Source organism: Parachryseolinea silvisoli (assembly GCF_021190955.1).
GTDB classification, from domain to species: Bacteria; Bacteroidota; Bacteroidia; order Cytophagales; family Cyclobacteriaceae; genus Ohtaekwangia; species Ohtaekwangia silvisoli.
Window position 1 is genome coordinate 1,463,620 of record NZ_JAIOAO010000002.1, and the last position, 25,416, is coordinate 1,489,035.

Annotated in this window: 22 protein-coding genes; 12 read left to right on the plus strand and 10 right to left on the minus strand. The window is 50.1% G+C overall.

Annotated elements, in window-relative coordinates; translation table 11 throughout:
• Nucleotides 1–68 precede the first annotated feature (68 nt).
• Complete coding sequence (locus K7P01_RS16130) at nucleotides 69–1,127, plus strand: hypothetical protein (protein WP_267294802.1); 1,059 nt, start codon at nucleotides 69–71, stop codon at nucleotides 1,125–1,127.
• Complete coding sequence (locus tag K7P01_RS16135) at nucleotides 1,087–3,294, plus strand: hypothetical protein (protein WP_267294804.1); 2,208 nt, start codon at nucleotides 1,087–1,089, stop codon at nucleotides 3,292–3,294. Before K7P01_RS16130 ends, K7P01_RS16135 begins: the two co-directional genes overlap by 41 nt.
• Before the next feature lie 125 nt (nucleotides 3,295–3,419).
• On the opposite strand, the gene K7P01_RS16140 is transcribed toward K7P01_RS16135, so the two are convergent.
• Nucleotides 3,420–4,070: a hypothetical protein gene (locus tag K7P01_RS16140; protein ID WP_267294806.1), complete on the minus strand. Its 651-nt coding sequence runs from the start codon at nucleotides 4,068–4,070 to the stop codon at nucleotides 3,420–3,422.
• Between the two features lie 306 nt (nucleotides 4,071–4,376).
• On the opposite strand from K7P01_RS16140, the gene K7P01_RS16145 reads away from it, so the two are divergent.
• Nucleotides 4,377–6,764 carry an ABC transporter permease gene (locus K7P01_RS16145; protein WP_267294808.1) on the plus strand — a complete coding sequence of 796 codons (2,388 nt, stop codon included), beginning with the start codon at nucleotides 4,377–4,379 and terminating at the stop codon, nucleotides 6,762–6,764.
• A 22-nt stretch (nucleotides 6,765–6,786) separates the two neighbouring features.
• Here the strand turns inward: K7P01_RS16145 and K7P01_RS16150 are convergent, their stop codons facing one another.
• From K7P01_RS16150 to K7P01_RS16170, 5 genes are read right to left on the minus strand one after another with little or no spacing between them, the layout of a single operon-like run.
• Nucleotides 6,787–7,482, minus strand: a complete 696-nt coding sequence (locus tag K7P01_RS16150) for a DUF2461 domain-containing protein (protein ID WP_267294810.1) — start codon at nucleotides 7,480–7,482, stop codon at nucleotides 6,787–6,789.
• Nucleotides 7,483–7,532: 50 nt separating this feature from the next.
• Nucleotides 7,533–7,952: a response regulator gene (locus K7P01_RS16155; RefSeq protein WP_267294812.1), complete on the minus strand. Its 420-nt coding sequence runs from the start codon at nucleotides 7,950–7,952 to the stop codon at nucleotides 7,533–7,535.
• 13 nt (nucleotides 7,953–7,965) lie between these two features.
• A complete protein-coding gene (locus tag K7P01_RS16160) occupies nucleotides 7,966–8,862 on the minus strand; it encodes a DMT family transporter (RefSeq protein WP_267294814.1) in 897 nt (298 codons plus the stop codon).
• 39 nt (nucleotides 8,863–8,901) lie between these two features.
• Nucleotides 8,902–9,510 carry a GldL-related protein gene (locus K7P01_RS16165; RefSeq protein ID WP_267294816.1) on the minus strand — a complete coding sequence of 203 codons (609 nt, stop codon included), beginning with the start codon at nucleotides 9,508–9,510 and terminating at the stop codon, nucleotides 8,902–8,904.
• Nucleotides 9,507–9,860, minus strand: coding sequence for a PadR family transcriptional regulator (locus K7P01_RS16170; RefSeq protein WP_267294818.1), 354 nt, complete (start codon nucleotides 9,858–9,860; stop codon nucleotides 9,507–9,509). Before K7P01_RS16170 ends, K7P01_RS16165 begins: the two co-directional genes overlap by 4 nt.
• Before the next feature lie 118 nt (nucleotides 9,861–9,978).
• Between K7P01_RS16170 and K7P01_RS16175 the strand changes: the two genes are divergently transcribed.
• The 3 genes from K7P01_RS16175 to K7P01_RS16185 all read left to right on the plus strand — a co-directional run bounded on the left by K7P01_RS16175 (nucleotide 9,979) and on the right by K7P01_RS16185 (nucleotide 12,552).
• Nucleotides 9,979–10,797, plus strand: coding sequence for an SDR family oxidoreductase (locus K7P01_RS16175; RefSeq protein ID WP_267294820.1), 819 nt, complete (start codon nucleotides 9,979–9,981; stop codon nucleotides 10,795–10,797).
• 94 nt (nucleotides 10,798–10,891) lie between these two features.
• The gene (locus K7P01_RS16180; RefSeq protein ID WP_267294822.1) at nucleotides 10,892–11,788 is read left to right on the plus strand and encodes a helix-turn-helix domain-containing protein; all 897 of its coding nucleotides are present in this window, start codon (nucleotides 10,892–10,894) and stop codon (nucleotides 11,786–11,788) included.
• Nucleotides 11,789–11,889: 101 nt separating this feature from the next.
• Nucleotides 11,890–12,552, plus strand: a complete 663-nt coding sequence (locus tag K7P01_RS16185) for a class I SAM-dependent methyltransferase (protein WP_267294825.1) — start codon at nucleotides 11,890–11,892, stop codon at nucleotides 12,550–12,552.
• Between the two features lie 12 nt (nucleotides 12,553–12,564).
• Here the strand turns inward: K7P01_RS16185 and K7P01_RS16190 are convergent, their stop codons facing one another.
• Both K7P01_RS16190 and K7P01_RS16195 read right to left on the minus strand, forming a co-directional pair.
• On the minus strand, nucleotides 12,565–13,773 hold the full coding sequence (locus K7P01_RS16190) for a GTP-binding protein (protein WP_267294827.1): 1,209 nt from the start codon (nucleotides 13,771–13,773) through the stop codon (nucleotides 12,565–12,567).
• A 19-nt stretch (nucleotides 13,774–13,792) separates the two neighbouring features.
• Nucleotides 13,793–14,272: a DUF3299 domain-containing protein gene (locus tag K7P01_RS16195; protein ID WP_267294829.1), complete on the minus strand. Its 480-nt coding sequence runs from the start codon at nucleotides 14,270–14,272 to the stop codon at nucleotides 13,793–13,795.
• 171 nt (nucleotides 14,273–14,443) lie between these two features.
• On the opposite strand from K7P01_RS16195, the gene K7P01_RS16200 reads away from it, so the two are divergent.
• A complete protein-coding gene (locus K7P01_RS16200; protein ID WP_267294831.1) occupies nucleotides 14,444–14,830 on the plus strand; it encodes a hypothetical protein in 387 nt (128 codons plus the stop codon).
• Nucleotides 14,831–14,966: 136 nt separating this feature from the next.
• Here the strand turns inward: K7P01_RS16200 and K7P01_RS16205 are convergent, their stop codons facing one another.
• Nucleotides 14,967–15,464 (minus strand): hypothetical protein, encoded by a 498-nt coding sequence (locus K7P01_RS16205; RefSeq protein ID WP_267294833.1) that lies wholly within the window; start codon nucleotides 15,462–15,464, stop codon nucleotides 14,967–14,969.
• 244 nt (nucleotides 15,465–15,708) lie between these two features.
• Between K7P01_RS16205 and K7P01_RS16210 the strand changes: the two genes are divergently transcribed.
• The 5 genes from K7P01_RS16210 (at nucleotide 15,709) to mcrC (ending at nucleotide 24,658) form a co-directional block, all read left to right on the plus strand.
• On the plus strand, nucleotides 15,709–16,554 hold the full coding sequence (locus K7P01_RS16210; RefSeq protein ID WP_267294859.1) for an SDR family oxidoreductase: 846 nt from the start codon (nucleotides 15,709–15,711) through the stop codon (nucleotides 16,552–16,554).
• A 197-nt stretch (nucleotides 16,555–16,751) separates the two neighbouring features.
• Nucleotides 16,752–18,437 (plus strand): hypothetical protein, encoded by a 1,686-nt coding sequence (locus K7P01_RS16215; protein ID WP_267294861.1) that lies wholly within the window; start codon nucleotides 16,752–16,754, stop codon nucleotides 18,435–18,437.
• A gap of 148 nt (nucleotides 18,438–18,585) precedes the next feature.
• A complete protein-coding gene (locus tag K7P01_RS16220) occupies nucleotides 18,586–21,708 on the plus strand; it encodes an Ig-like domain-containing protein (RefSeq protein WP_267294863.1) in 3,123 nt (1,040 codons plus the stop codon).
• Between the two features lie 56 nt (nucleotides 21,709–21,764).
• Nucleotides 21,765–23,621 carry an MrcB family domain-containing protein gene (locus tag K7P01_RS16225; protein WP_267294865.1) on the plus strand — a complete coding sequence of 619 codons (1,857 nt, stop codon included), beginning with the start codon at nucleotides 21,765–21,767 and terminating at the stop codon, nucleotides 23,619–23,621.
• Nucleotides 23,618–24,658, plus strand: a complete 1,041-nt coding sequence (gene mcrC, locus K7P01_RS16230; protein ID WP_267294867.1) for a 5-methylcytosine-specific restriction endonuclease system specificity protein McrC — start codon at nucleotides 23,618–23,620, stop codon at nucleotides 24,656–24,658. Before K7P01_RS16225 ends, mcrC begins: the two co-directional genes overlap by 4 nt.
• 42 nt (nucleotides 24,659–24,700) lie before the next feature.
• On the opposite strand, the gene K7P01_RS16235 is transcribed toward mcrC, so the two are convergent.
• Complete coding sequence (locus K7P01_RS16235) at nucleotides 24,701–25,315, minus strand: putative glycolipid-binding domain-containing protein (RefSeq protein WP_267294869.1); 615 nt, start codon at nucleotides 25,313–25,315, stop codon at nucleotides 24,701–24,703.
• Nucleotides 25,316–25,416: the final 101 nt, after the last annotated feature.

The following is a 25,416-nucleotide window of genomic DNA, read 5'->3' on the forward strand; positions in this document are numbered from 1 at the left end:
CGCGGCACCACGAAAGTGTCAAATACCCGCTCCGCGCCCGCTTCAAATTGCGGCAAAAATCTGTCTAAATGCGAAAACACCCACCCCCGCAAATCCGTACATTTGTCGTCACCCTCATGAAGCACTACACGGTTCTTGTCCTCCTGCTATTGCTCGCCGCCTGCCGGCAGTCTAACCATACGCCGCCCGCCATTTCGTTTTATTATTGGAAAACAACCTTCCGGCTGTCCGCAGAAGAACGTGCCGTCCTGCAAAAGCATCGCGTATCCACCCTCTACGTCCGCTACTGCGATGTCGCCATACGCCAGGGGAAGCCGGTACCCGTGTCGCCCATCGAATTCCAGGAAGCACCACCCGACTCGGTCGCCCTCGTGCCCGTCGTGTATATAAAAAACGAAGTCATGCTGCACCCCAACCTCGACGTAGCCGACTTAGCCCAAAAACTACTGCGCTACATCGACCAGATCAACGCCGGTGACAGCATTCAAAACACCGAGCTTCAAATCGACTGCGACTGGACCCTCACCAGCCGCGACACCTACTTCCGTTTTCTCGACCAACTAAAAAGTCAAAGCGCCAGGCGCCTGTCCGCCACCATCCGCCTGCACCAGGTAAAGTATTACGCCACCACCGGCCTGCCACCCGTTGACCGCAGTGTACTGATGTACTACAACATGGGCCGCATCGGCCCAGGCCCGGCCCGCTCTGTATACGATCGCCCCACCGCCGAAGCATACCTGGGCTCCATCAGTGCCTATCCCCGTCCGCTCGACGTGGCACTGCCCATCTTCACGTGGGGCATACACCTGCGTGATAACAAAGTAATAGGCCTGCTGAACAAGACCGACGAAGCCACCTTTGCCAACGACCCGCACTTCGAGCAGAAAACGCCGCCCTACTTTGAGGTAAAAGAAAATGTCCTTAAACTAGGCAAGTATTTTAAACAAGGCGACCGGGTAAAGGTCGAGACCATCACCGCAGACGACCTGCGCGAGATGGCCGACGACCTGGCCGGCGAGCTAGCCCACCCACCGGCAGAAATACTATTCTACGACCTCGACGCATTTAATCTCAACCACTATAACCATGAAAAAGACCTCCTGGAAGACGTTAGCCATGCTTTTTAGCATCCCCGCGCTGGCCCTGATTGCCTATGGTGTAATCTATGCCTGCGGCGGCGATTGGGATGGTGATTACTTCGAATCGAGCTTTACGCCCGAGGTATATGTAGACGAGTCATACACACCATTCTTCTATGCGCCCAGCGATCTGTTCTACGACGCTGGCGACTACCAGTTCGATCATATCACGCGCTTCAACGACGACATCGCGGCCGCCTGGTCGGAATATCTCAAAGGCAGACTCTCCGGAGATCAAGTCAGTAGCCTTCTTCTGGCGAAGGATGCCGACGGTGTCGGGCAACTTTACACGGCCTTGCAAAAGAAACAGCAGGCCCCGGCTGCCTATAGCCGCATCAACCTGGTAGATGAACGGGTAAAAGGATTTATCGTCTTCATGCACCTGGCAAAGGAGATCGAGGCCGTGTCTACCCGCCCCCAATACGGATGGGAAGATGAGGAATCTAGTAACCCAACCGTGGTGAGTCCGCAAACGGTTGTACGTGCAGAGCAGCTATACGCGGGCGCCAAAGATGAGTTCCTGAAGAACCGGTATTGGTTTCAGGCCATGAAAGCTAACTTCTACAGCGACAAGAAAGAAAACGCCACGGCGTTCTTCGAAAAGACCAAAAATAACGTACCGAAAAACACCCTATACTACCGCGGCATGGCGTATGTAGCAGGCGTTGCATACAGGCAAAAGCAATATGCTACCTCCAACTACCTCTACAGTGTCGTTTTCGAAAATTGTCCCGCCCTTCGTTTGGTAGCAACCTTCGCCTTTCATCCCCAGGAAGATGCCGATTTTCAGGCATCGCTGGCATTGGCTAAAAATGCAGACGAAAAAGCTGCTCTATGGTCGTTGTACGGCTACTACGCCGACGAGCAACGTGCCATACAGGAGATATATCAATTGAACCCTAAGAGCTCCCACCTGGAATACCTGCTTGCGCGCCTCGTCAATAAAGAAGAAGAGCGTATGAATAGCGTTGAATATTCTTCGGATGGTGTCCACTACAAAGACCTCGATGCCAAGGTCGAGCCGCAGATTCTGGAGTTGGTGATGAAACTGGCCAAAGAAGGCAAGACCAGCAAACCCTATCTCTGGAACCTGGCAGCCGGTTACTTATCTATCTTTCATGGCGACCACGCCCAGGCAACACAGCTGTTTAATAAAGTAGAAAAGGAAGCGCCCAAATCCGACCTTGCCTCCAACCAGCTGCGCATCTTCCGCTTCACCAACACCCTGCACAGCACCACGCGTATGGACGCCACGGCCGAGTCACGCCTGCTGCCCGATCTCACCTGGCTATACGCCACGGGCGAACGTGCTACGGTGCGGTATGATCATGCCGCGAACTGGAGCAAACGGTACATCGCCCGGCTCTACCGCAACCAGGGCAACAGTGCAATGGGTGAGCTCTTCTATCGCGACCGTACCTACTACCACACACCTGCTAACCTCGAGGCCATGAAAGCCTTTCTGCAAAAGACCAGCTACACTCCCTGGGAGAAAATGGCCCTGTCACTATACGATGTCAAGCTCGACGACATCTACGAATACGAGGGCATCATGGCCGCCTATGCCGGCAACCTCGACAACGCCATCGCCCTCATGCAAAAGGCCAACGCGCCGGAAGAACTCTACGGCAATCCCTTCAATGGTAAGATTCAGGACTGCCACGACTGCGACCACGCTGCGCCCCAAAAGGTGAAGTATACAAAATTGTCCTTCCTCCAAAAGATGAAAGAGATGCAGTCCCGTGTTGACAAAAAAGAAGATATATATAACAACAGCCTCTTGCTGGCCAACGCCTACTACAACATGACCTACTTCGGCAACGCCCGTGCCTTCTATTACAGTAACATCATCATGGGCCAGTATGGCAGCGACTTCGACGAGTATTATAATCCCCAGCTTACAAGCTGTGCTACCGCTGACCGATACTACAAAATAGCCTTTGCCGCCGCCACCACCGACGAGCAACGCGCTAAATGCGTCTACATGATGGCCAAGTGCGAGCGCAACGAGAAATTCCAGGGCGACCCCGAGAACGAATCCCTGGCCTGGGAAGGCTTCAAGCAGTTAAAGACAAAATACGCCCACACAAAATACTACAAGGAAGTACTCAACGAGTGCAGCTACTTCTCCATCTATTTAAACCGCGGCCACTAGCATTTTAGTGATGTTTTTACAGTTAGCTGGCGCAAGTTTTAGTCCCGAAGGGACGGAACTTGTGACTGCGACTGTCTGCAGTCTCCCGACTGCCGTGGTGTACGGTGTTAGCAGGAGCCGGGTTATTAATGCTTTATAAATTCAATAGTGAAAAATATCCCATATATCCACCCCGAATAAAGAAAAGTATAAAGTAGTCCCCACTTCATACTTTCCAAAAGATCCCCTTTACTCCGATTAGAATTCTTAAACACCAGCCGCAAGGCCCGAAAAAATATCCAGTAAAGCATACCAATAAATGCGAGAACAGATACAATCAATATATCGCCGATAAAAGCGACAGCAAAAGCCAATACAACAGCGACAACCAACCAAACGATTATCGCCACGATAATACCAAGGATGTCTTCGCCATCAGGCGTCGCGTCTACAAGGCTTAACCCCTCGTAAAAAGAGGATGAAGTAGTAGTTTTGGATTTTTGTGTTTTTGTGTTCGTGGATAAAAAATAGTCCCCCCGCAAAAATTTGCTTTGATAAAGATCAGTCATCTTCCCAATATCATCTCTGATTTTAACGCCTCGATATAACCCGATCGTTGTAAAAGAAAAAAAGGCAACCGCTAACACCGTAGTGGACATCATCGAATTTTCAAAAAACGAACGATGATGCCCCAATCCCCAAAAGTAAACACCCAGGATTGTTAATACCACAACGATCAAAGTCACAATAACGATACTTCGGGCTCTAACGAGCCGGTAGCGTCTTCGTTCAAACATAAAAGATGATTAGGAATTAAGATAAAGAAACCGACTGGCCATGTTGTTTTCAGAAGCTTTTTAAATGTCGGATAGCATGATAATCCTTCCAACGGACAGCGTTGCGAATAGTTTCGTATAGAAATGATTTCTTAAATAAGGACTTCGGCGCGTCCGTAACCGACCGGATCCATCCGATACCGCACAGATGCCGACGATAAAAAAGCCTTTTCCAGTTCAATTTGCCGCTTGGCATTACTTTAGCATATAAAAAGTGATGGCTCCCGGAAGGTGTTCCATAACCGCGACCTTTAAACCCGATCAACCATGCTGTTCACAAATCTGAAAAGTGCCTGGCGCAACCTGCTGCGCCATCCGTTTTCATCTGTCATCAATATCACCGGCCTGGCCACCGGCATCACCTGCTGTATATTCATCGCACTGTACATCGTGTCAGAGCTCCAGGCGGACAACATGCACGCCCACCGCGACGCTATCTTCCGCGTAAACTACCACAACCTCGAGTCCGGTCGGTCAACTATGCCCACAGCCTACCCATTAGGTACGGTATTGCAAAGTGCCTATGGCGAAGTTGAAAAGGTATTACGCATGGGCCAGGACAACGTCTCCATTCGAGCCAACCAAGATGCCTACTTCTTTGAAAAGGACTTCTACTGGGCTGACTCTACCTTCTTTGACATCTTTGGCTACAAAATGCTGCAAGGTGATCCCAGGACAGCCCTGCAAAAGCCCAACAGCCTGGTCATGACGCAGGACATGGCCCATAAATACTTTCAAGACGAAGACGCCATCGGCAAAGTCGTGGAGCTAAAGATCTACGATGGTGACCGTAAATTCGACTTTACCGTAACCGGCGTTGTCGAAAACCCACCCCACACGGCCTCCGTGCAATTTGAATTCCTGGCCCCCATGAGCAAGGCGCTGCAAGTATATCCCCAATTCGAAAACTTCTGGGGCTTACAATGGGTATATACATACGTTCTGGCGAGCAACCCCGCAGCCTTCCAGGCCAAGCAAGCCGGTACAGATACATTCTTTAAAAAATACACGGGCGACAATGCCCCCAATCTGGCATTAGAGTTTCAACCCCTCAACCAAATTCACCTGCACTCCGGCCACATCGATAAAAACCTAAGCGATGGCATGAACAACATTTATGTCTTTGCCGCAATAGGTGTTTTCATCTTCCTGTTGGCCTGCGTCAACTTCGTCAACCTCTCTACTGCACGCGCGGAAGAACGTCGCAAAGAGATCGGTGTACGCAAGGCACTCGGCGCCTTTCGCCAGCAACTATTCGCGCAGTTTATGCTGGAAGCATTGTTGACAGCGGCCATCGTATTGGTTACTTCCTTTGTTGCCACTACGACGTTATTGCCACTGGCAAACAACTATGTTGACAGCACCACGATCGTACTGCCAACCCTAACGTTGCCGCTGGCGTTTCTGGGCATCATGCTACTAATCGCACTTTTTGCAGGGCTCTATCCTGCAGTTTTCCTATCAGCCTTCAATCCCCTGGAAGCACTAAAGTCCCGTACCAGCCAGGTGCGTGGTACATCCGTGAGCCTGCGGCAGGTGCTGGTAGTATTTCAGTTTACGATCTCCATTGCCCTGATAGCCGGCACGCTTATCATCAATAAACAAGTACATTATCTGAAACAAGCCGACTTAGGTTTTACATCAGATCAGCTCCTCACGATACCGGTAGACGACCGCCAAATGCAAAAGAAGCTCATCGCCATCCGCGATTTCATGGCCACCAGCCCGGGCATACAAGGCGCTGCTGTTAGCGGCGAGAGCTTCCCTGCGCAAATGAACTATGCCTATCGCGTTTCGTGGGATGGCCTGCCTGCGGACGACGCCCGCAGCATGTCCATCATCGCGATAGATGCCAACTACCTCAAGCTGCTACAAGCCAATTTCCTGGAAGGCCGTAACCTGTCACCCGATTTTATGACCGACGACTCCGCCTCTGTCATCATCAATGAAGCCGCCCGCCAATGGATGGGCGGTGGCGAAGTAGTAGGGAAAGAGATCAAGCTCGGCACGCAAAAGCGCACCATCGTAGGTGTAATAAAAGACATTCACCATTATTCGCTGCATCAAAAAGTAGCACCTATCGCCTATTTCCCGATACCTCCCGGCGATCGCACGTGTCCTGATAACATTGTCTTGCGTGTAACGGCCTCGTCGCTGCCGGCCATGCTGGTATCTTTGAAAGAAAAATGGGAGACGCTCACACAAGACCGCCCTTTTGAGTACCATTTTGTAGATCAGGGCTTCGAGGAGACCTATGCGCAAGAAGAAAAATTCCTGATGCTCTTCCAGGTCTTCTCGGCATTAGCCATCGTGATCGCCTGCCTCGGTCTAATGGGCCTGTCGTCATTTGTCGTAAACAAACGCTCGAAAGAGATTGGTATTCGCAAAGTACTGGGCGCATCGGTATCGCAGATACTGCTCATGCTCACGCGAGGCTTCTCCTGGCCGATCGTCATCGCCTTTTTAGTAGCAGCACCCGTAATATACTATGGCATAACACCCTGGCTGGATACATTCGCCTATCACGTAGGCATAGACTGGTTATTGATAATCCTGGCAGGCTTGTCAGCATGGGGGGTAGCCTTTGCCTTTATCGGCATTCAATCCTGGAAAGCCGCCCGCGTCAATCCGGTCGAGACCTTACGGGATGAGTAGAACGTAGCATCTCGCTGCCCCGTTAAAACAAAGGCTCGCCGTTAGCGTCGGTCGTTAAGACCTCGCTCACGTAATCAAAGAAGGGGCGGATGCTCTTATAGGTTTGATTAACCTGCTGCAAGAAAGTAGGCGCTAACACCTCGGCGTCGGTAAACGAGCGTTCGAACCAATATTGTTTAAATCGCAGCAAGTCAATGGCCGGGTCATCGGGCGAGAAACCACGGGGCGTAGTCTTGACCTGGTTGCCCTCCATTTGCCCGAAGTTTGTCACAATACCCTTTGACTTCAACAGCTTCTTCCAGTCGGCATAATTCAAACTGATGTCTTCGCGAATACGCTTTAAATCATCGGCATTCGGATTGCCAAACCCACAACCCACACGGGAGGCGCCCGGCTTGATCCAAATATAATACCCCCCACGCAGCAGGGGCTTCACCCGCCGCAGATAACCCGCAAACCGCGGGTTATAAGGAGCCTTATCCTTCGAAAAGCGTACGTCGTTATAAATGCGGTACAGGCCCTTCTTACCCGACGGAGTTTCCAGCTGATCGTGCGTATTCATTTTCAAAATAAGCGCATCCATAAAGCCTTCGACATTCTCCTTTGCCTGTTCAAACTGGGCGCGGTGGGCATTAAACCAATCGCGATCATTATTCGCGGCGAGCTTCTTTAAAAAATCAAAGGTGCTTTTCTGAATGGTAGCGGTATTTGCAGGCATCTTACTAGTAGTTTTTACAAAGCGGATAACACAATGCGCCGGGAAAAAGATCAGGCTCCGGTTAGTTCCACGGTACGAAACCAATAATTAAAGAAATGTAAAATCTTCTCGTCCGTAGCCTGAAACAGATCGGGCTTAATCACAAAAGACGCCGCGCCGGCACTATAGCACGCATGCATAGCCTCTGCGTCTTTGCTTCCGCTTAATACAATCACGGGGATCGGTGCCGTGATGACGTGCTGTTTCAATGTTTGAATGAGCGCCGGTGCCTTAAGCCGCCCGGCATCCACATTAATAAGGATCAACGCCGGCAATTTTTTCCAGGGACCACAGGCGTGAAGACACGCCAGCAGCTGATCGGTGTCACGAACAAACTCGATTGCCACAGGATATTTTCTTTCCTGGAAGAAGTGTTGTGTGATATGCCGGTCATCGGCATCGGGCTCCAACATCAAAATGTAGTCTTTCATAGCAGGCGAGAGGTTAAGCCGTGGCTTTCTTTTTATTCAGGATATAAACAGCGCCGATACCCAATAGACCACCAATAATAGAATGTATTTGAGGCACCTCGTTCAAAAACATCCATGAGCCAAGCGCAGCCGAGAACGGTACCAGGAAAATAAAGCTGCTGGCCTTGCTGGCACCGATCCTGGAAGTGGCAACAAAATAAAACGTCGTGGCAAACGACGTTGTGATCGTGGCACTAAAGAACAAGTTGCCCCAGAACGTAAAATCTGCCTTGTCCAACACCGCGCCCGCCGACGAAGGCCCCGACAAAGCAAACATCAGCACGGTGCTGATGGTATACATCCAGCAACTAAACGTAACCGGCGAGCCATAACGTCCGGCCCGCGATGTAACAAGACTGAGAAACGCCCACGATAAAGACGCGAGCAAGAAATAAATATTACCCGCGCTCCACAACGCCGAAGCATCGGAAAACAACCGAAGCAAGATGATGCCCGCCACTCCCCCGATGGAAAGCCCGATCGCCTCCTGGCGTGTAGGCCTGCGTCGGCCGATGATCAACGCCAGCGTATACGAAATAATAGGATTGAGCACCGTCACCAGTACGCCACCGGCGCCCGCCTTGCCTACGGTCAGACCCTTAAAGAACAAAAAAGTATACAGGGAAATAAGCCCCGAGGCTAATAACAGATCACGCAGCCCCTCACGCTTTATACGGAGCGACTCCTTCATAATCCCCAGGATCACCAGGAGCGAAACGAACGTAAGTGCAAATCTGTAAAATGAAATCGTTAGCGGGCCGGCATAGAGCGACAATATCTTCCCCGAAGTCCAGCTAAATCCCCAGCAGGTCATGCTGAGGATCATACCCAGCAGAAAGAGCCGCTGGCTGGACGATGTTTCCTCGTTCATAAAATCTCTTTTGAACGGGAAAGATAAGAAGAGAATCGACTATGCGATTGATTTTTTATACAAGGTGAAGAACAAGAATGGCAAGAAGCCGAATGCAAAGACCAAAGCCCCCGTGATCAACAGCTGGTCAGCGCCCGGCAAATGCATAATTTTAAAAATACCGGCCATGCCGCCGGCAAGCGCTGCAACGACCCCGGTAAATGCCCGCAACTTTTCAGGCAGAGCTTTGGTGAGTATAACCTTAAAGCGGTCTATAACGGACAGTGGTACAAAGATCAATAGTAGTAGTATATAGCCCACAACAAAAAGCTCATCAGCACCAGGCCAATGCAAAATCTTAAACATGACGCCCAGCGTGGTTGCCACGGCGCCCAGGAAGCCGGTAGTATACATGAGCTTTTTCATCGCTTTTATTCGGTTATAGTTTAATAATCGCACAGTTTCATGTTCCAGTTGTTTCAGCCCGTAGGGTGCCAGGTCGAGTATGGCATACTTCAGTTTTACGTCAAAACTTTCCCGCGTATGCCTCCAGCTTTCCAATACACAGCAGAGATGATCCACAATATCGTCGCGTAAGGATATACGCTCGATGCCACTTGCGTCCACAACCTGACGGATGTGAGCAATCTCTTGTTCGGTAAGCTTCATATAGTTTTTAGTTGCGGGAAAACAATGTTGTTCAGGGTTAGGATAAAATCCTTTAACTCATCAAAATACACTGCCTTTTCTTTTTGGCCCTTTTTAGTCAGATAATAGTACTTCCGCACCCGTCCACCAACAATCTCCTCTTTAAAAGACAACAATCCGTCCGCCGTCATTTTCTGCAAGGCAGGGTAGAGCGACCCGTCTTTTAACACGATCTTCCCATCTGTAAGCTCCTTTACCTTCTGCGAGATCTCGTAGCCATACATGCGCTCGTTCTCGGACAAAAGCTTTAACAGAATCGCAGAAAGCGTTCCTTTTAATAGTTCTTTTGAATACATAGAATAAAGATACATAGAAATACGAGGTATTGTCAAGAAAGGTTACGAAAAATTGTATCAGTCTTCCCGACTTTTGTATAAACCCTGGCCCCGGGCGCCCCACTAGCTTTGTCTTATCAAAATCAAGAAAGAAATGGGAAAGACAATTTTTATTACAGGGGCCTCCAAGGGATTTGGTAAAATTTGGGCCGCTGCATTTTTGAAACGCGGTGATAAAGTAGTCGCCACCGCCCGCAACACCGAAGCATTGAACGACCTGGTAAAACAATATGGCGATGCGATCCTACCGCTGCCGCTTGATGTAACCGATCGCGCCCAATCCTTCGCCGCTGTCAAAAAAGCAAAAGAACATTTCGGCCGCATCGACGTGCTGATAAACAACGCCGGCTTCGGACTCTTCGGCGCCGTAGAAGAAACAAGCGAACAGGAAGCCCGTGCGCAAATAGAAACCAACGTGTTTGGTGTACTGTGGGTAACACAAGCCGTACTGCCCATCATGCGTGCACAACGTGGCGGCCACATCATTCAAGTATCCAGCCTGTTGGGTATTGTCACGCTGCCCGTGCTGGGATTATACAATGCATCTAAATTTGCCGTCGAGGGACTAAGCGAAACACTGGCCACCGAAGTCAAAGGCTTTGGTATCAACGTATCGCTGATCGAACCGAACGGCTTCTCGACCGATTGGGCTGGCGGCTCTGCCACACACACGACACCCATGCCGGAATACGAACCTGTAAAAGCCGCGTTCCAGGCCGGTCTCACAGAAGACTCCTTCGGTAACCCCGAGGCTACAGTAGACGCTGTACTGAAACTCGTAGACAGCCCCAAGCCTCCGCTGCGCCTGTTCCTGGGCAAAGTAGCGTATCCGTTTGCTAAGAGCGTCTATGCGGAACGTCTGGCGACGTGGGAAGAATGGAAGGACGTTGCCGAAAAAGCGCACGGCAAGTAAACTAAAAAACACGATCCCTGGTTTTATGCAGGACGGTCGCCCCTGGTTGATGTGGTTCTCCAGGGGCGTTACCGTTTTACATAAATCTGCCTGCATGAAACACTATAAGAGTCTGGGAGTCCTTCACGCCGAATTTGGTTTTTCACCACCCAAACATCCGCTCCTTGCATTATACCGATGTAATCATGACTGCTCGCTCGGAGGCAGGGAGTTTACCAGCGATTTCTATAATATTGGTTTTAAAAAATTGAAGTCGGGCGTATTCCTCTACGGCAGAACGCGGTATGATCATGACAACGGTACCATGTCGTTTGTCAAACCCCGTCAGGTCATCGAAATGAGAAATCTCGAAATGGAAGAAGACGGATTTATCATCTCATTCCACGAAGACTTTCTCAACGGCCACCCACTCCACGCAGAGATCAAAAAATATAGCTTCTTCGAGTACGAGTCCAACGAGGCACTACACCTCACGCCGCAAGAAGAACGCATCATTTGGGATCTCTACGAAAAAATCGCTCTCGAATATTCCCAACACCAGGACGACCTGAGCCGCGACATCATTCTCTCCCACATCGACTCGATTCTCAAATACTCTCAGCGTTTCTACAAGCGCCAGTTTATTCATCGCGTGGCAGTCTCGGGTAAATTTGCATCCCGCTTCAATGAGAGCCTGGTGGCCTATTTTGCCAATGGCAACCTGCAAGACAAGGGCTTTCCCACGGTGAAGCTCATGGCCGACATGCTACACCTGTCGCCGCGTTACCTCAGCGACGTGCTCAAACAGGAGACAGGCAAGACCGCCCTGGAATTGATACACCTTTTCCTGATGTCGGAAGCCAAAAATCTATTGACTGCCTCTGACACCAGCGTATCAGAAATAGCTTATACCCTTGGGTTTGAAAACCTGCCCTACTTCTCCCGACTGTTTAAAAAAGAAGTAGGCATCACGCCAGGGCAATACAAAAAACACACCTTATCGGTGGTGTAATAGACTTGTTTATATTTTAACAGGTTTCGATTACAGAATCTTCATGTTCGTCCATAGGATGCCCGACCGATTGTTATCTTTAGACAACAATCCCCGCTTCTATGACAGACGAAGAATTGATAAACATCGCTGACCAGCTCAAAGGCCCACACGGGACGAAGGGCATAGACATGGCTACGATGATGCACGAGACCAACATTGGCATGACGCTGAGCGCAATCGAATCGCTGGCGATTGCAGATCACGACACAATTCTGGAGTTGGGCCACGGCAACGCCGGGCACTTAAAGTACATACTCGATAAGCATCCCGCCTCGCACTATCACGGCCTGGAGACATCGACGTTGATGCACGCGGAAGCCCAGACCATAAACCAGACCTATATCACCGCAGGTCAGGCCACCTTTTACCTATACGGCGGCACCGACATTCCCTTCGACGAAAGCTCATTCGACAAAATATTCACGGTTAACACACTGTATTTTTGGGCCAACCCCTTAGCCCTACTGTCGTCATTGTACCGCGTGCTCAAACCCGGCGGCAGACTTAGCATTACCTTCGCGCAAAAAAGCTTTATGGAGACATTGCCGTTTACCCGCTTTGGTTTCGAGCTGTACGATACAGAAAAGGCGAAAGCGCTGATCGCACAATCACCTTTTACAATCGTAGAGGCTCTTACAAAAACAGAGAAGGTAAAAAACAAGCTTGGCGAACTGGTAGACCGTGCGTATACAACACTGATAGTTACAAAACGTGCATCGTAGTACAACCGGGTCTCAGAGTGGCCAGGGGTCATTAAAAATACCACCTTCTAAATAGCGAGCGACTTCGGCGTCATCGCAAAGACATTGCTCCAGGCCATACGTAACATGGGCGACGTTTAGATCCTGGCCAATAATGACCAGTTCATTGAGACGGTCGCCCCATGTAGTATGCCACTTCTTTTGCAGCGCGAGCTTGTTCTCCTGATAAACGGGATGCTTGATTCGCGCCGCTTGCGGGACAGATGCCCACCACTTGCCATATGCCTCTGCCTTAGAAGAACCACCCGCCTGACTCCACAACAAAGCGTCGTCGGCACGGGAGGCCATCCAGAAGATACCCTTACTGCGAAGGATGTTACCCGGCCACTCATGCTGAATATAATTCCAGAATCGCGCCGGATGGAACGGCCGGTGATCACGAAAGACAAATGAGTCAATGCCGTACTCTTCCGTCTCCGGTGTATGTACATTGTTTAATTCACGAATCCAGCCCGCATCCTGCGAGGCCTTTTCGTAATCAAACAGTCCGGTGTTAAAGATGTTGCGTGTATCTACTTCGCCGAACGACGTGTGGACGATGCGTGCTCCGGGATTTAACCGGGTAAGAATAGCTTTCACCAACACAAGGTCGGTAGGCGATACGAGGTCTGTTTTATTTAGTATGATAACATTCGCAAACTCAACCTGCTCGGTTAACAATCCGACAATGCTCCGACGGTCCTCGGCATCATCCGTCATCTGGCGATCGTGCACGGTATCCGCGCTGCCAAAGTCTTTCATGAAATTATAAGCATCTACCACCGTTACGAGTGTGTCGAGTTGCGTGATAGCCGCCAGGTCATTACCTGAATCCCCGGTTTCAAACGTAAACGTCTGTGCGACGGGTATAGGTTCTGAAATACCCGTACTCTCAATAAGGAGGTAATCAAACGTACGTTGGCGTGCCAATATGTTTACCTCACGAATCAGATCTTCACGTAGGGTGCAGCAAATACAACCGTTACTCATTTCCACTAACTTTTCTTCCGTGCGTGAAAGTTTAATCTCATTCTTGACCAGACGGGCGTCTATATTCACCTCGCTCATATCGTTTACAATCACCGCCACCTTCAACCCCTCCCGGTTGTGCAGTACGTGATTGAGTAACGTTGTCTTGCCTGCACCCAAAAAACCACTGAGCACGGTCACCGGTAACTTCCGGGGTTTGAAAATGTTCATCATATACTAGTTGGAGTAATCATTACGGAATTATCAGCTCGGCGTCTTTTAGAATAAAATTCATGTGATTGACATCGTTGGCATTCAGCACAAGTTTTCCAGAGACCTGTAGCACCTGGTCCGTCTTAAAGTGCGGGGGTTTGGTGCGAAAATGTATTTCCGCAACAGACTCCGGACCTGCCCCGCCACAGAAAAAACACGCTGAGTAGGGAAACCTGGAAAGAATAATAACGTTCTTCTCCTCGAGGTCCATTGGCATATAATGTCCCTTCAACAAAACCTCCTGGTTTTCATACCGTCGTATACGAGCATCGAATGCCGGCACGAGAAAGGATTCGTTATACTCTTTAAAGAAGCGCTGGGTGTATTTTACCTGACTGAATAATGCCCAACCGTTTGTCACAGGTGGCGGAATCTGCCCCACGGCAACAAAGCCAGCGCTAAAACACAAGAGCACCCCCGTCCATAGCATTTGCACACGACACTGAAACCATCTTTCCATTCTTCACAAGATCAGAATATATACCGCAACACAGTTGCAAATATATGTGCAACTGTGTTGCAATTGCAAAACCAATCTTATAAATTTGTTTTAGATCCTGTTTGCCAGGGAAGAGTCAATAGACGTCTGTCTATTGGCCTGGCGGCAGTATGTGTTTCTTTAAACAGCTATATGAAAAATCGCACGCTAACGCTTACTATTCTATTAATAACCGCCTGCGGTGGCGGTCGTGGCAACGATGTTCTTATGGAAGAAGCGGCACGTATTCATAACGAAACAATGGCCCTCGCGGTTCTCGTAGAGGAGGCAATAAATAGCGGCGAAGCAGATTCAACGAATACGATCTCAAATGATTCGATCGTCCATTGGCGACAGCTGTTTGAAGCATGGAAAGCAGATGTCGTCGAAGTTCCTGGTAACGAGGCGCATCATACCCATGCGGGTGACAGCCATCGTCATGACCATACGCCACCGGATGTTACGGCTGAGCAGATGCTGGAGATACAGAAAACACTGGCAAGGCGTATGTCTGATCTCTCGCGACGAGTACATCCCTAGCGATAAATGCCGCATAACGCTATTATAGAATAAGCCCCGTTACAGAATGCGTCTGAAACGGGGCTTGTCTTAGTTCGTTCGGTCGCTGGGCGTCCATCTCTGTATCAAACCGGACGACCCTGGTAAGGTGCATTACCTATGGAAGGTCATTCCAATCAACGAGCGGCACGCTGTTAACGGTACCGTTAAAGTCACCCTTGTCCAGCGTGTGTACGTTCACCACTGTATGGAAACGATTTTCGTCCGAGCGAGGCTGGATGGAAACCGCGCTGCCCTCCAGCTCCAGGGGGCTGTTATTAAACGTCACACTCAGCAACACGTTCTGGTCGCTGGTCGCGTCCGAGTGATAGTTGTAATCGGCCGACCGCTTGCCAATCAGCAGCTCTAATGAATCCTGCGACGTGAACCGGTAGTGTAAAAGGTGCGTACCGTTCTCCAGTGTAGTCAGATAAGCCGACTCGACCACGTAGGTCACCTTCGGGCCGGCATTTTGCTGATCTATCGTGCCTTCGGCATGTACAATAGCATCCGCGCCGACGTGGTCGACGCCCCAGTAAGAACCTTCGTGGTCATCGTCACTACAGGCCACGGCAAATACAACGCAAAGGGTAATAGCTAAAAATCCTGCTCTCATGGTTAAATAAATTTTGATTGTATGCGCCAAAAATGATAGGTGTAAACGTTATCGGCAGTGTCATTTCGACGATCCTACATTAGGGCGGCTGAAGCAACGGCGGCATCTACCACGTCCTTGTCTTTACCGATTGTTTGAATTCTGCAAGTATCGCTTTCATTCCCGCAAGGCGGCCCCGACTCCGGCCCACTACCTTTGAATCATCAAAAGCAGCTGCCGGTATAATATTAAACATTCAAAGAACATGAAAACAAAAGTATGGTTTGTAACAGGAGCCTCTAAAGGACTGGGGCTGGCGTTAGTGCATGCGCTATTGCATAAAGGATACCAGGTGGCGGCCACATCGCGTAAGTTGAATGAGCTCAAAGCTGCGGTGCCCGAGGGAAGTGCTGATGCCTTCCTGCCACTGGAAGTCGACTTGTTAAAAGAAGACAGCGTCCGCAAGGCGATCGATGCCACGCGCACCAAATTTGGTGAGATAGATGTGGTTGTAAACAATGCCGGCTATGGGTTGGTAGGAGGCCTGGAAGAGCTCAGCGACGCCGAGGCACGCACAAACTTTGACGTCAATGTATTTGGCGCATTAAACGTCATTCGCCAGGCGCTGCCGCACCTGCGTGCGCAACGGTCGGGTCACATCTTTAACATCGCTTCCATCGGCGGCTTTACGGGCAGCTTTGCAGGCTTCGGCATCTATTGCGCCACCAAGTTTGCCATGCATGGCTTTACAGAGTCGCTCGCCGATGAGATAAAAGAGTTTGGCGTCAAGGCAACGGTGGTATCGCCGGGGTACTTCCGCACCAACTTCCTGGAGTCTTCGTCGCTGGCGGTGCCGCAGCATCCCATCGAAGCCTACAAGGCAGTACGCGAAATGCAGACGCTGCATGAAAGCGACATCAAAGGAAACCAGGCGGGTGATCCGGTCAAAGCCGCCGAAGTGTTGATCCAGGTGGCCGAGCAAGCCGAGTCGGTACTGCACCTGTTCCTGGGACCAGATGCCTATGGCCTGGCCGAAAAGAAAATGGAGCAAGTGAAGAAAGACATGGACGCCGTTCGCATCCTGGCAACAGCAACAAACCTGGACAAATAAGATTGTCCGCAAGAATCCCCGTGTGCCGAAGACGGCGCCCGGGGACTTCTTTTACCCGGCCACCGATGTACACAATACAGTTATAGGCTTAGCCCCACGGCAGACAGCAAACGATTGAAAAATATTTTTGCAGCACTGTCAAAAGAACTACAAATCGTCTAATTTAGTGATGATCCCATTTTTTTAACGGCGCCACCTTGACTAGCAGCAACACCGCAGATCTTGCCAACCTGTATCTCGGGCAACAATATCCACCTGCAACCTATTCTTCTGCCGTGCACGAGAGCACGCGGCACTGGTGCCAGAACACCCTATGGGGGCAGTTGATCTTCTTTGTCCGCAAGGTTGCCGCCCGCAGCGCCGGCAACATACTGAACGCTGACATATTGCTAGCCGGTGATAAAGCCGATCTGGTTGCCAACAGCCTGCGACTGCAGGTACTCCAACAAATCTTCGAACCCCTCACAGAAGGACTGGCACTGTTCGCCACATACGACTCTTACCCCACGCCCACCCAGTGCGTGCCCGGACACCTGGTGTTTATGGCCATGGCCTACTCCGGTCTTACGCTGGAGCAAATGCAGCAAGCAGGCATCGAGCACACCGAACAAGAATACCTTAGCTTCCTGCAAGTACAACGCATTGGTGGACTCGCCGGCATACAACACAAAAGCACATTACTGCGCCAGCCATTGGATGCGACCAAAAGTCCTTCGCTACAGGGCTACCTGTTTGTCAAAAGCGTGCAGGGCATGTTGGCCGACAAAAACAAAAAGTTCTGGGATCCCAATGTATTCCTCAGCTTCATCGTCAACTTTTTCTACAACGATATCGGTTGGTTTACCGCAACGCTTCGGCCCAACACCCGCCCGGAGCACATTCCGGCGGCCCTTGCCGAGTACTTCGGCAGTCGCATCGGGCAGCTGCGCATGTTGCCGCCTCACGTCATTGATCAGTTTGAACGAGACGTTACCGACCCCAGCCGTGTCGCTCACTGCCTGAATATGTTCACGACCGCAGCTGACCAGCAAGCCGGGCTCGCATTACACCGGGCGCTATATACAGATCTGATTCAGCACGGCGAGCCCGTAACCCAAAGCCGGTTCTTTCAACGCAAATACTTCCAGCTGTTTAGCCGCGAGGCCTACATCGAGATCACGCGCGAGGACCGGGTACTGTTTTATCTACCGCTTCCCCCGAACAGCAGCGAAATCCACGCCCCGGATATCGTGGTCGACGGCCAGGGCTATCGGCTGGCCATGACGTTGCCCAATCCCGGTAACTACCCACCCATCAAAGCAAAAGGTGCCTTGCGCAACTACCGGGTTATGCAAGTTCCATTTAACACCTGTGTGATATTCTTAGCCGAAGAAAAATTATTGTACAGTCATTTCATGGCCAACTGGGAGCTATTAGACGAGAAAGTATTTCTCGACCACTTTGCCCTGGATGGACACAACGACCCTGATAATTCCGGTATCGTTAAAATCGCTCTGGACGTACTGCGCGAGACAGATGCCCCGCTGGCTGCCCTGCACGCGGGGGCTCTCAAGAAATTTTCACTGGAACTGAACGGTCTATATCGCCTCACGCTGTCTGCCTCGTGTGTACCCACTGAGTTGGATCGGGTAAAATCCCTGATGAAAAACCACGGCTTTGACGCTGTGCTCGGCCACGACGAGGTGCTACTGGATTTATTAAGTTTTATTAGCCTTGCCAATACACACAATATATATGACACCCGCGTTATGCAACAATTGGGAAAACGCATCGGCGTGATCTTTCGCGAGGGAACATTGGCCGAGCTCTGCCAGCGTTTACAGGATAAAAACATATACCTGGTTAGGTTTGATGCAGAATATACACTATCAACGGGTGTATAGTTGACCAGCGGTATTGTATTCTAAAATATTCTTGCTATACTTGATTTACGATCTTTCAAAAAAAGTTAGAAGCTATAGGCTATAGGCATTCCGGAGTGCCCCGATAGTTGAATTATATTGTTTTACCCATCTTAATCTTAACTTGTGTATGATTTCTTTGTTCATTCGCAGGCGCACGGCGCTATTGTGTCTTTTTATCAGCTATTTTTCGTTCGTACAAGCAGTATCCTACACGCCACCGGATATCCGTTCCTTACATGGTGACAATATTCGTTACAGCCTGGTTGGCAGTACTGTAGGCATCGATTTGAACAGTAATGCAACCGTTTTAGCGGGCACAGCTCCGGATTTTAACCGGGCACAGCTGACGGTAACGATCACACAGGGACTCCTTGGCGAGGATAGCCTGTCCATTCGCCCGACAACTTCCGGTACGACGCGCATCACATTACAAGGACGCAACGTGCTGTATAACGGCGTTGTCATAGGCACCTATCAATCCGCTCTTTCCTGGACTAGCCTAACCGTTCGTTTCAACGAAAGAGCGTCGGCTGCCAGTATTACAGCCGTCATACGATGCCTGGCCTACACCAACCTGAATGCCGTCAATCCTGTTGTAGCGACGCGCGTCATTCGAGTGGCTGTAAGCGACGGTTACGGATCGATCACTGCCGCATCGGTAGTACACGTCGACGTAATCGTACTCCGCCCCGCGCCGGTAGCCACAAATGATTATTATCGCATCCCCACAGGCCAGACGTCGCTCGCTATTCCGGCTCCCGGTGTATTAAGGAATGACTACCACCCTGCCAGGGGCTCATTTGAAGCAAAGCTCACACGCGATACTCCCACAGGACACGTAGTGATCGGTCGCGACGGCAGCGTGCAGTACACACCACAACCCGGATCCACCGGCACCTACACCGCCACCTACACAACGTGCGATACCTGGGGAATATGCACCTCGGCTACTATAACCTTCCAAATGGGAGGTGAAAACGAAGCGGCACAAGCCATACCTGACTACTATCATCTTCAAGAGCATCAAGGGCTATTTATTAAAAACTCAGCCTTGGGCGTACTGGGCAATGACGTCGATCCCAATAGCGGCACAAACGTTGTCCATACTGCCACGTTGGTTTCGCCGCCGGCGCACGGCACGCTAACATTCTATCCCAATGGCACATTCATGTATCATCCTGTGGCAGACTATCACGGCACCGACACATTTGTGTATAAAACTTGTGACGCTGAAAACGCATGCGCCGAAGGCATGGTAACGATTACCCTAGCTGATGTCGACTACCCTCCGTCCGCACCCGATATTATTCTGGCTGTTTCTGATACTACCCTGGTGACGGGAGACTTGTTACAAGACGTACTAAACTATGACAAGGATCGACTACAAGCTTCGATCCTAACAGAGCCGGTCTGGGGTTCATTGATCCTTACTGGCGACAGCGCCTTCTCCTACATCTCGCGTCGCAACCAGGAAGGCATCGAGCGTTTGTTATACCGGGTGTGCGATGGAAACATGCAATGTGATACTGCCACGTTAGTCATTGTTGTTACAAATAGCAATAGCAAACCAATGGTATCGCTCCCGACAGTAATTTCCGTGCGGGAAGATACCCCAACACCCCTAAGTGAAATTGTTTTTGCCGACGCCGATGCCGGCAATAGTCCCGTGCGGGTAACATTTGAGTCTCTTCCGACGGGTAGCGCATTCACAGCGGCAACCTCGCCCCCCGACTTGTCGATAGTACGTACGGGCACCCGGGTCATTAACATTACCGGCCCGGTATCCGCGATCAATGCCTGGTTGAAACAGCAAAGCCTGCTATATACTCCTGCGAAAGATGCCACGAGCGGCCAGTCGATCCGTGTAACGATCAACGACCAGGGTAACACAGGAAGCGGCGGAGCGCAGCAGACGGCGGTCAGTAAGTCGGTTGCCGTTATTCCCGTAAATGATGCTCCGATCAACAACCTCCCTGGCAATCAAACAATAAAAGAAAACGAGCGGCTTACATTTACCGGAGCGAGATCCATTCGAATAAGCGATGTCGACGCAAGCGAAGGGCGCATCATGGTCACACTCGCTGCTACAAAAGGAGTATTCGCTGTAAGCTCAGCTCCGGGCGATAACACAGAGGTCTCTACACTGGTCCTGACAGGCCGGCTGGATAGTATCAACGCCGTGTTGGCTACGTTGTCTTTCCGACCCTTGAACCCGGGGACTGCCACCCTTACCGTTACGACCGACGATCTGGGCAACGTAGGTGATGGCGGCCCGCAGACTGCTGTCGGTATGATTACGATAGAGGTTACAGCCACGCCCGCAGTCGTCACACGCGTAACAGCACAATCCGCCGATGGACTTTACAAAGCGGGCGATCGGATCACGCTCGCTGTGCAATTTAATCGTGCGGTGTGGGTATCGCAGGGAGCGCCCGCACTCGCGTTAGCGACAGGCGGAGGTAGTCACGCTATCTACCTGGGAGGATCAGGCACCCCGCAGTTGCTATTTGATTATACCGTGCGGGTAGGCGATCTTACTCCCAGGGTGGACTATGTCTCCGCGCAAGCACTATCGCTCAACGACGCAATCATACAAGACTCTCTTGCCACCAACGCCATCCTAACATTGCCCACGCCGGGAAGCAAGTCCTCCCTGAAGGGCACCAGTCATCTTTCCATCGATGGCGTGCCACCGGCGCCACCCCAGTTAATCATTCCGGCACACAACAGTAGTATCGAAAACGATGTACTGATGCTGGCTGGCATTTCAGAAGCAGGTTCTCGTGTTTCTATCAACCTGAATGGAAATATTATAGCAACGACTGTGACAGATGCCGTTGGCGGTTGGGATTATCAGCACGAAGCGATGCTATACGTCGGAAAACATACAATCGCATTGCAGGCCGTGGACAGTGCAGGCAACGTCAGTGACCTTTCTCAGCCGACGACTATATTTATAATCCGGGGGAGTGTCGTGGGTAATGAATCGGGCGAGCATCGTCGAACGCCGCGCGCTTATCCTGTTCCTGCCAATGATGTGTTATTTATCGATATCGGTGCTCAAAGGAAAATGCCGATCGAGCTGCAACTCATTGATAATCGCGGTATAACACATGTTGATTTTTATTGGGAACGGCACGAGCATGTTCTGACAGTAGACGTCTCGTCGCTGGGCGGCGGCTTGTATGTATTGTTGTTGACGGCGGCGGATGAACAGTATAAAGAAAGAATTCTTATTGTAAAGAAATGACAGGTATTTAATATGCCTCAATTTTTCTACTTTAGATTTTTGTATGTAGCAATGTTATGAAAGACGTTAGTAAATTTAGTGGCGAAGGGCAAGCAGGTTCCGATGCCATACAGTATTGGCTCTATAAATTAGACGACAACGCTGAAAAGTGGAATGAATTCTATCAAGAAGGTATCATCGGCTTGCCCTTCGATGATCTGGGTGATTTGAAGAAATTTAAGTCCAGTCTGGACTTGCGGGACAAGTATCCCGATCGGCCGCGTTATGAAAAGGAAGCCGGAGCGTATTGGGATTTTTATCGACGTGTCAGGGATGGAGATGTTGTCGTCGTACGGGGTAAACGGAGTGTAATTTTGGGCTACGGCTTTGTTACGTCTGAATATCTATATGAGGACAAAAGAAAGGATTATAAACACATACGTAAAGTGAACTGGGTTCGGAAAGGGGAGTGGGAGGTGAAGGAAAGAAGAATGCACTGGTCGCTGATCAATATTACGACAAATAAACCGTTCGTGAATGAAATTCGGGGTACACTCGGTATAAATCCGAATGCAAACATACCCGTTTTGCTGAAGCAATTCCTGGAACAAGCCGAGACGAATGATTTAACCCGGGCAAATTATCCTAAAGAACATAAGGGATTGCGGTTACAGGTAAGCTTTGGGAAAGGTAGTCCGGCCAAGATACCCTGGATAGCATTTACCGATGAGAACAACACCATTCAAAATGGCATCTATCCCACATTTCTGTACTATCGGCATCTGAAAAAAATAGTGTTGGCGTATGGCATAAGCGTTCCAAATGCGTCGCTACAAGCATGGCCCAATACACAAGTCCGGCCGACCATCGCGGCCTGGTTTAAGGAACATCTGAACGAAACTCCCGACCGATATGGAAATTCGTTGGTGAGAGCCGTGTACAATACAGACCAGCCGTTAGACTTTCCACGAATAAATGCTGATCTGGATAGTCTGATAAGAGAATATAAAGACCTGCCGGACGCATCTATACTCCATGAGGCGGCCAGCCTATACGACTTAGAGCGCGAAGATCTTATTCTCCGGGATGAGCTATACCATGAGATATTCCTGGCGGCAAAACAGATTGAGGACATCATTCATCTATTAAAACGGAAGAAGAACCTCATCTTACAAGGCCCTCCGGGGGTAGGTAAGACATTTGTGGCTAAGCGTCTGGCCCATTTGCTCATGAACAAAAAGGAAAAGCGGTTCGTCGAAACCATCCAGTTCCACCAATCCTACAGCTATGAGGATTTTGTGCAGGGCTACCGGCCTGTCGGCACCGGCGGTTTTGCGTTAAAAAACGGTGTCTTTTATGATTTCTGTTTGCGCGCAAAGGAAGATCCTGAAAATGAATACGTCTTCATCATTGACGAGATTAACCGCGGAAACCTGGGCAAGATCTTTGGCGAATTGATGATGCTTCTTGAGCACGATAAACGCAGTGAAGAATTTGCTATCCCACTCATCTATGCGGCTAATAGCGCCGAGCGATTTTACATTCCTGCCAACGTATACGTAATAGGCACCATGAATACCGCCGACCGTTCGCTGGCCATGGTAGACTTTGCCCTTCGCCGTCGCTTTGCTTTTGTAACATTGGCGCCCAACTATTCAGAGAGATTTGTCCGGCAACTCCGTGACAACGCGCTGCCAGAGGATTTCATTAACAACTTAGTGCGAAAGCTGGCGGAGGTGAATCAGATGATTGTGACAGACGCCAATCTGGGCAGTGGTTTTCAGATCGGCCATGCTTATTTCACAGCATTGGAACAGCCGTTGGTGCCTGCCTACCGGTCTATCATCGACAACGAGATTAAACCGTTGTTGCAAGAATATTGGTTTGACAACACAGCAAAGCTTACCCGAGCGATCGAGATTCTTGAGTCATGAAAGAGATTCCCATTCAGAATATATACTACCTGTTGTGCTATGCGTGGGATAAGCTCGAGGAGCGTGACCTGGTCGCCGTAAACGCACAAAAGTTCAAGGATTTACCCAATCTCTTTGCCCGTGTACTGGTGAGCGGGCTGCGTTTTCTATTCAAACGTGGTCTCGACCGTAGCTATCGGTCTTCTGTGGAAGAGTACCGTGGCATTAAAGGCAAGCTTCAGCTCATGGAGTCAATCAAACGCAACAGCCTGGCCATGGCCCGGGCCTACTGTGCTTATGACGAGCTGACACACAACGTACTGCAAAACCAGCTGCTCAAAGCCACCATACACCAGCTGTTGCACTACCCCAAGCTCGACGAGCGCAACCACGACCTGTTGCGCCCCTTGTATCAAAGCTTTCACGATGTCGATGACATCCGCATCACTTCTCACGATTTTTCAAAGGTAGTATTACACCGCAACAATAGTTTCTATAAATTCCTGTTAAACGTAGCGCGCCTCTTACACGAAAATCTGCTGATCGACGAGACCAGGGGCGAATGGATATTCCGCGACTTCGTACGCGACGAAGAGAAAATGGCTGCGCTCTTCGAGAAATTCATCTATAATTTTTACCGCCACGAGGTGGGCAATCGTTATACTGTCGCATCGGAATACATCACATGGCAAGCTGTGCCGGTGGGCAATTCGTCGCTCGATTTTTTGCCCAAAATGAAAACCGATGTCACGCTCACAGATGCCACCCGTAAGCTGGTAATCGACGCCAAGTATTACAAAGATGCTATGGTGTCACGGTACGACCAGGAGAAGTTTCGATCGGCACATTTTTTTCAGGTACATGCCTACGTCAGCAACCTGTTGAACGATGCCAACGCCGGCCGTGTGGTGGAGGGCGTACTGTTATATCCCACTGTAACAGCCGACTTCGATCAAACCTTCCGGGTCCGCGGGCAAACCATCAGCTTCCGCACCATTGATCTGCGCAAGCCCTGGCACGAATTGGAATCCGACCTGTTAAACCGCATCATCCGTTGAAACAAATAATGTGAATCACTTTTTTGTTGGCCCCGCCGCGGCCTAAGATTGCAACCCCCGTAGCTCTGACAGCACAACGTCCCGCTCCCTTGCAAACGCCGTCTGCGACGGATACACACGCTCCCAAAGCCCCGAATAATATACTACCCAACCCTCATCGTCCGTCACCAGGTCAGCGTGAAATTCGAAGTCTAACGTTTTAAAGTGATAGTGGTGATCGCCCATGCGCGTATACCGTTGCGGAGCCGGGTATAAATCTTCGCCCACAAGGTCGATATAAATAACGTTGATGTCCGCCGACTGATGCTTTTGTAAGCCAAGTCGTTTAATGGGCAGCGTATTGGTAAAAGGTGTTAACGAGAGGTCGATGTCGATGCAGTCGTCAAAGCGGCTCAGGTGCTGGCCCTCGTGGTCAAACCAACGCCCATCGCTCTTTCGGCTGATGTTCAAAAATGGCATACCATTTTTCTTCACGATTGCCTGCAATACTTGCCATTGTGCATCGACCTGCACTTCGTATTCAATGTGTACAGCCTGTCCATCCGCTTCGCCAATAATAAGCCCTTTCGCCGTGGGTGTCGCCGATACGCTTAATGTAAACTGCTCTGTGGTATGATAGTCCGTGGCATACCAAATGAATGTAGGCGCTATATGCATGGTTGTAGGGGTTTTAAGTACTCATGCAACGTGATTAAAAAAATATGCCCGTTCCTATTGCGTAACAAATTTGTTACGCGTTTATTTGTAACGAATTTGTT

What these genes read in the sequence shown, in the direction of transcription:
- K7P01_RS16235 (WP_267294869.1), bottom strand. Translation starts at nt 25,315, where the DNA reads ATGCATATAGCGCCTACATTCATTTGGTATGCCACGGACTATCATACC.
- K7P01_RS16130 (WP_267294802.1), top strand. Translation starts at nt 69, where the DNA reads ATGCGAAAACACCCACCCCCGCAAATCCGTACATTTGTCGTCACCCTC.
- K7P01_RS16205 (WP_267294833.1), bottom strand. Translation starts at nt 15,464, where the DNA reads ATGAGAGCAGGATTTTTAGCTATTACCCTTTGCGTTGTATTTGCCGTG.
- K7P01_RS16140 (WP_267294806.1), bottom strand. Translation starts at nt 4,070, where the DNA reads ATGTTTGAACGAAGACGCTACCGGCTCGTTAGAGCCCGAAGTATCGTT.
- K7P01_RS16195 (WP_267294829.1), bottom strand. Translation starts at nt 14,272, where the DNA reads ATGGAAAGATGGTTTCAGTGTCGTGTGCAAATGCTATGGACGGGGGTG.
- K7P01_RS16190 (WP_267294827.1), bottom strand. Translation starts at nt 13,773, where the DNA reads ATGATGAACATTTTCAAACCCCGGAAGTTACCGGTGACCGTGCTCAGT.
- K7P01_RS16210 (WP_267294859.1), top strand. Translation starts at nt 15,709, where the DNA reads ATGAAAACAAAAGTATGGTTTGTAACAGGAGCCTCTAAAGGACTGGGG.
- K7P01_RS16160 (WP_267294814.1), bottom strand. Translation starts at nt 8,862, where the DNA reads ATGAACGAGGAAACATCGTCCAGCCAGCGGCTCTTTCTGCTGGGTATG.
- K7P01_RS16225 (WP_267294865.1), top strand. Translation starts at nt 21,765, where the DNA reads ATGAAAGACGTTAGTAAATTTAGTGGCGAAGGGCAAGCAGGTTCCGAT.
- K7P01_RS16220 (WP_267294863.1), top strand. Translation starts at nt 18,586, where the DNA reads ATGATTTCTTTGTTCATTCGCAGGCGCACGGCGCTATTGTGTCTTTTT.
- mcrC (WP_267294867.1), top strand. Translation starts at nt 23,618, where the DNA reads ATGAAAGAGATTCCCATTCAGAATATATACTACCTGTTGTGCTATGCG.
- K7P01_RS16155 (WP_267294812.1), bottom strand. Translation starts at nt 7,952, where the DNA reads ATGAAAGACTACATTTTGATGTTGGAGCCCGATGCCGATGACCGGCAT.
- K7P01_RS16135 (WP_267294804.1), top strand. Translation starts at nt 1,087, where the DNA reads ATGAAAAAGACCTCCTGGAAGACGTTAGCCATGCTTTTTAGCATCCCC.
- K7P01_RS16185 (WP_267294825.1), top strand. Translation starts at nt 11,890, where the DNA reads ATGACAGACGAAGAATTGATAAACATCGCTGACCAGCTCAAAGGCCCA.
- K7P01_RS16175 (WP_267294820.1), top strand. Translation starts at nt 9,979, where the DNA reads ATGGGAAAGACAATTTTTATTACAGGGGCCTCCAAGGGATTTGGTAAA.
- K7P01_RS16200 (WP_267294831.1), top strand. Translation starts at nt 14,444, where the DNA reads ATGAAAAATCGCACGCTAACGCTTACTATTCTATTAATAACCGCCTGC.
- K7P01_RS16145 (WP_267294808.1), top strand. Translation starts at nt 4,377, where the DNA reads ATGCTGTTCACAAATCTGAAAAGTGCCTGGCGCAACCTGCTGCGCCAT.
- K7P01_RS16150 (WP_267294810.1), bottom strand. Translation starts at nt 7,482, where the DNA reads ATGCCTGCAAATACCGCTACCATTCAGAAAAGCACCTTTGATTTTTTA.
- K7P01_RS16165 (WP_267294816.1), bottom strand. Translation starts at nt 9,510, where the DNA reads ATGAAGCTTACCGAACAAGAGATTGCTCACATCCGTCAGGTTGTGGAC.
- K7P01_RS16180 (WP_267294822.1), top strand. Translation starts at nt 10,892, where the DNA reads ATGAAACACTATAAGAGTCTGGGAGTCCTTCACGCCGAATTTGGTTTT.
- K7P01_RS16170 (WP_267294818.1), bottom strand. Translation starts at nt 9,860, where the DNA reads ATGTATCTTTATTCTATGTATTCAAAAGAACTATTAAAAGGAACGCTT.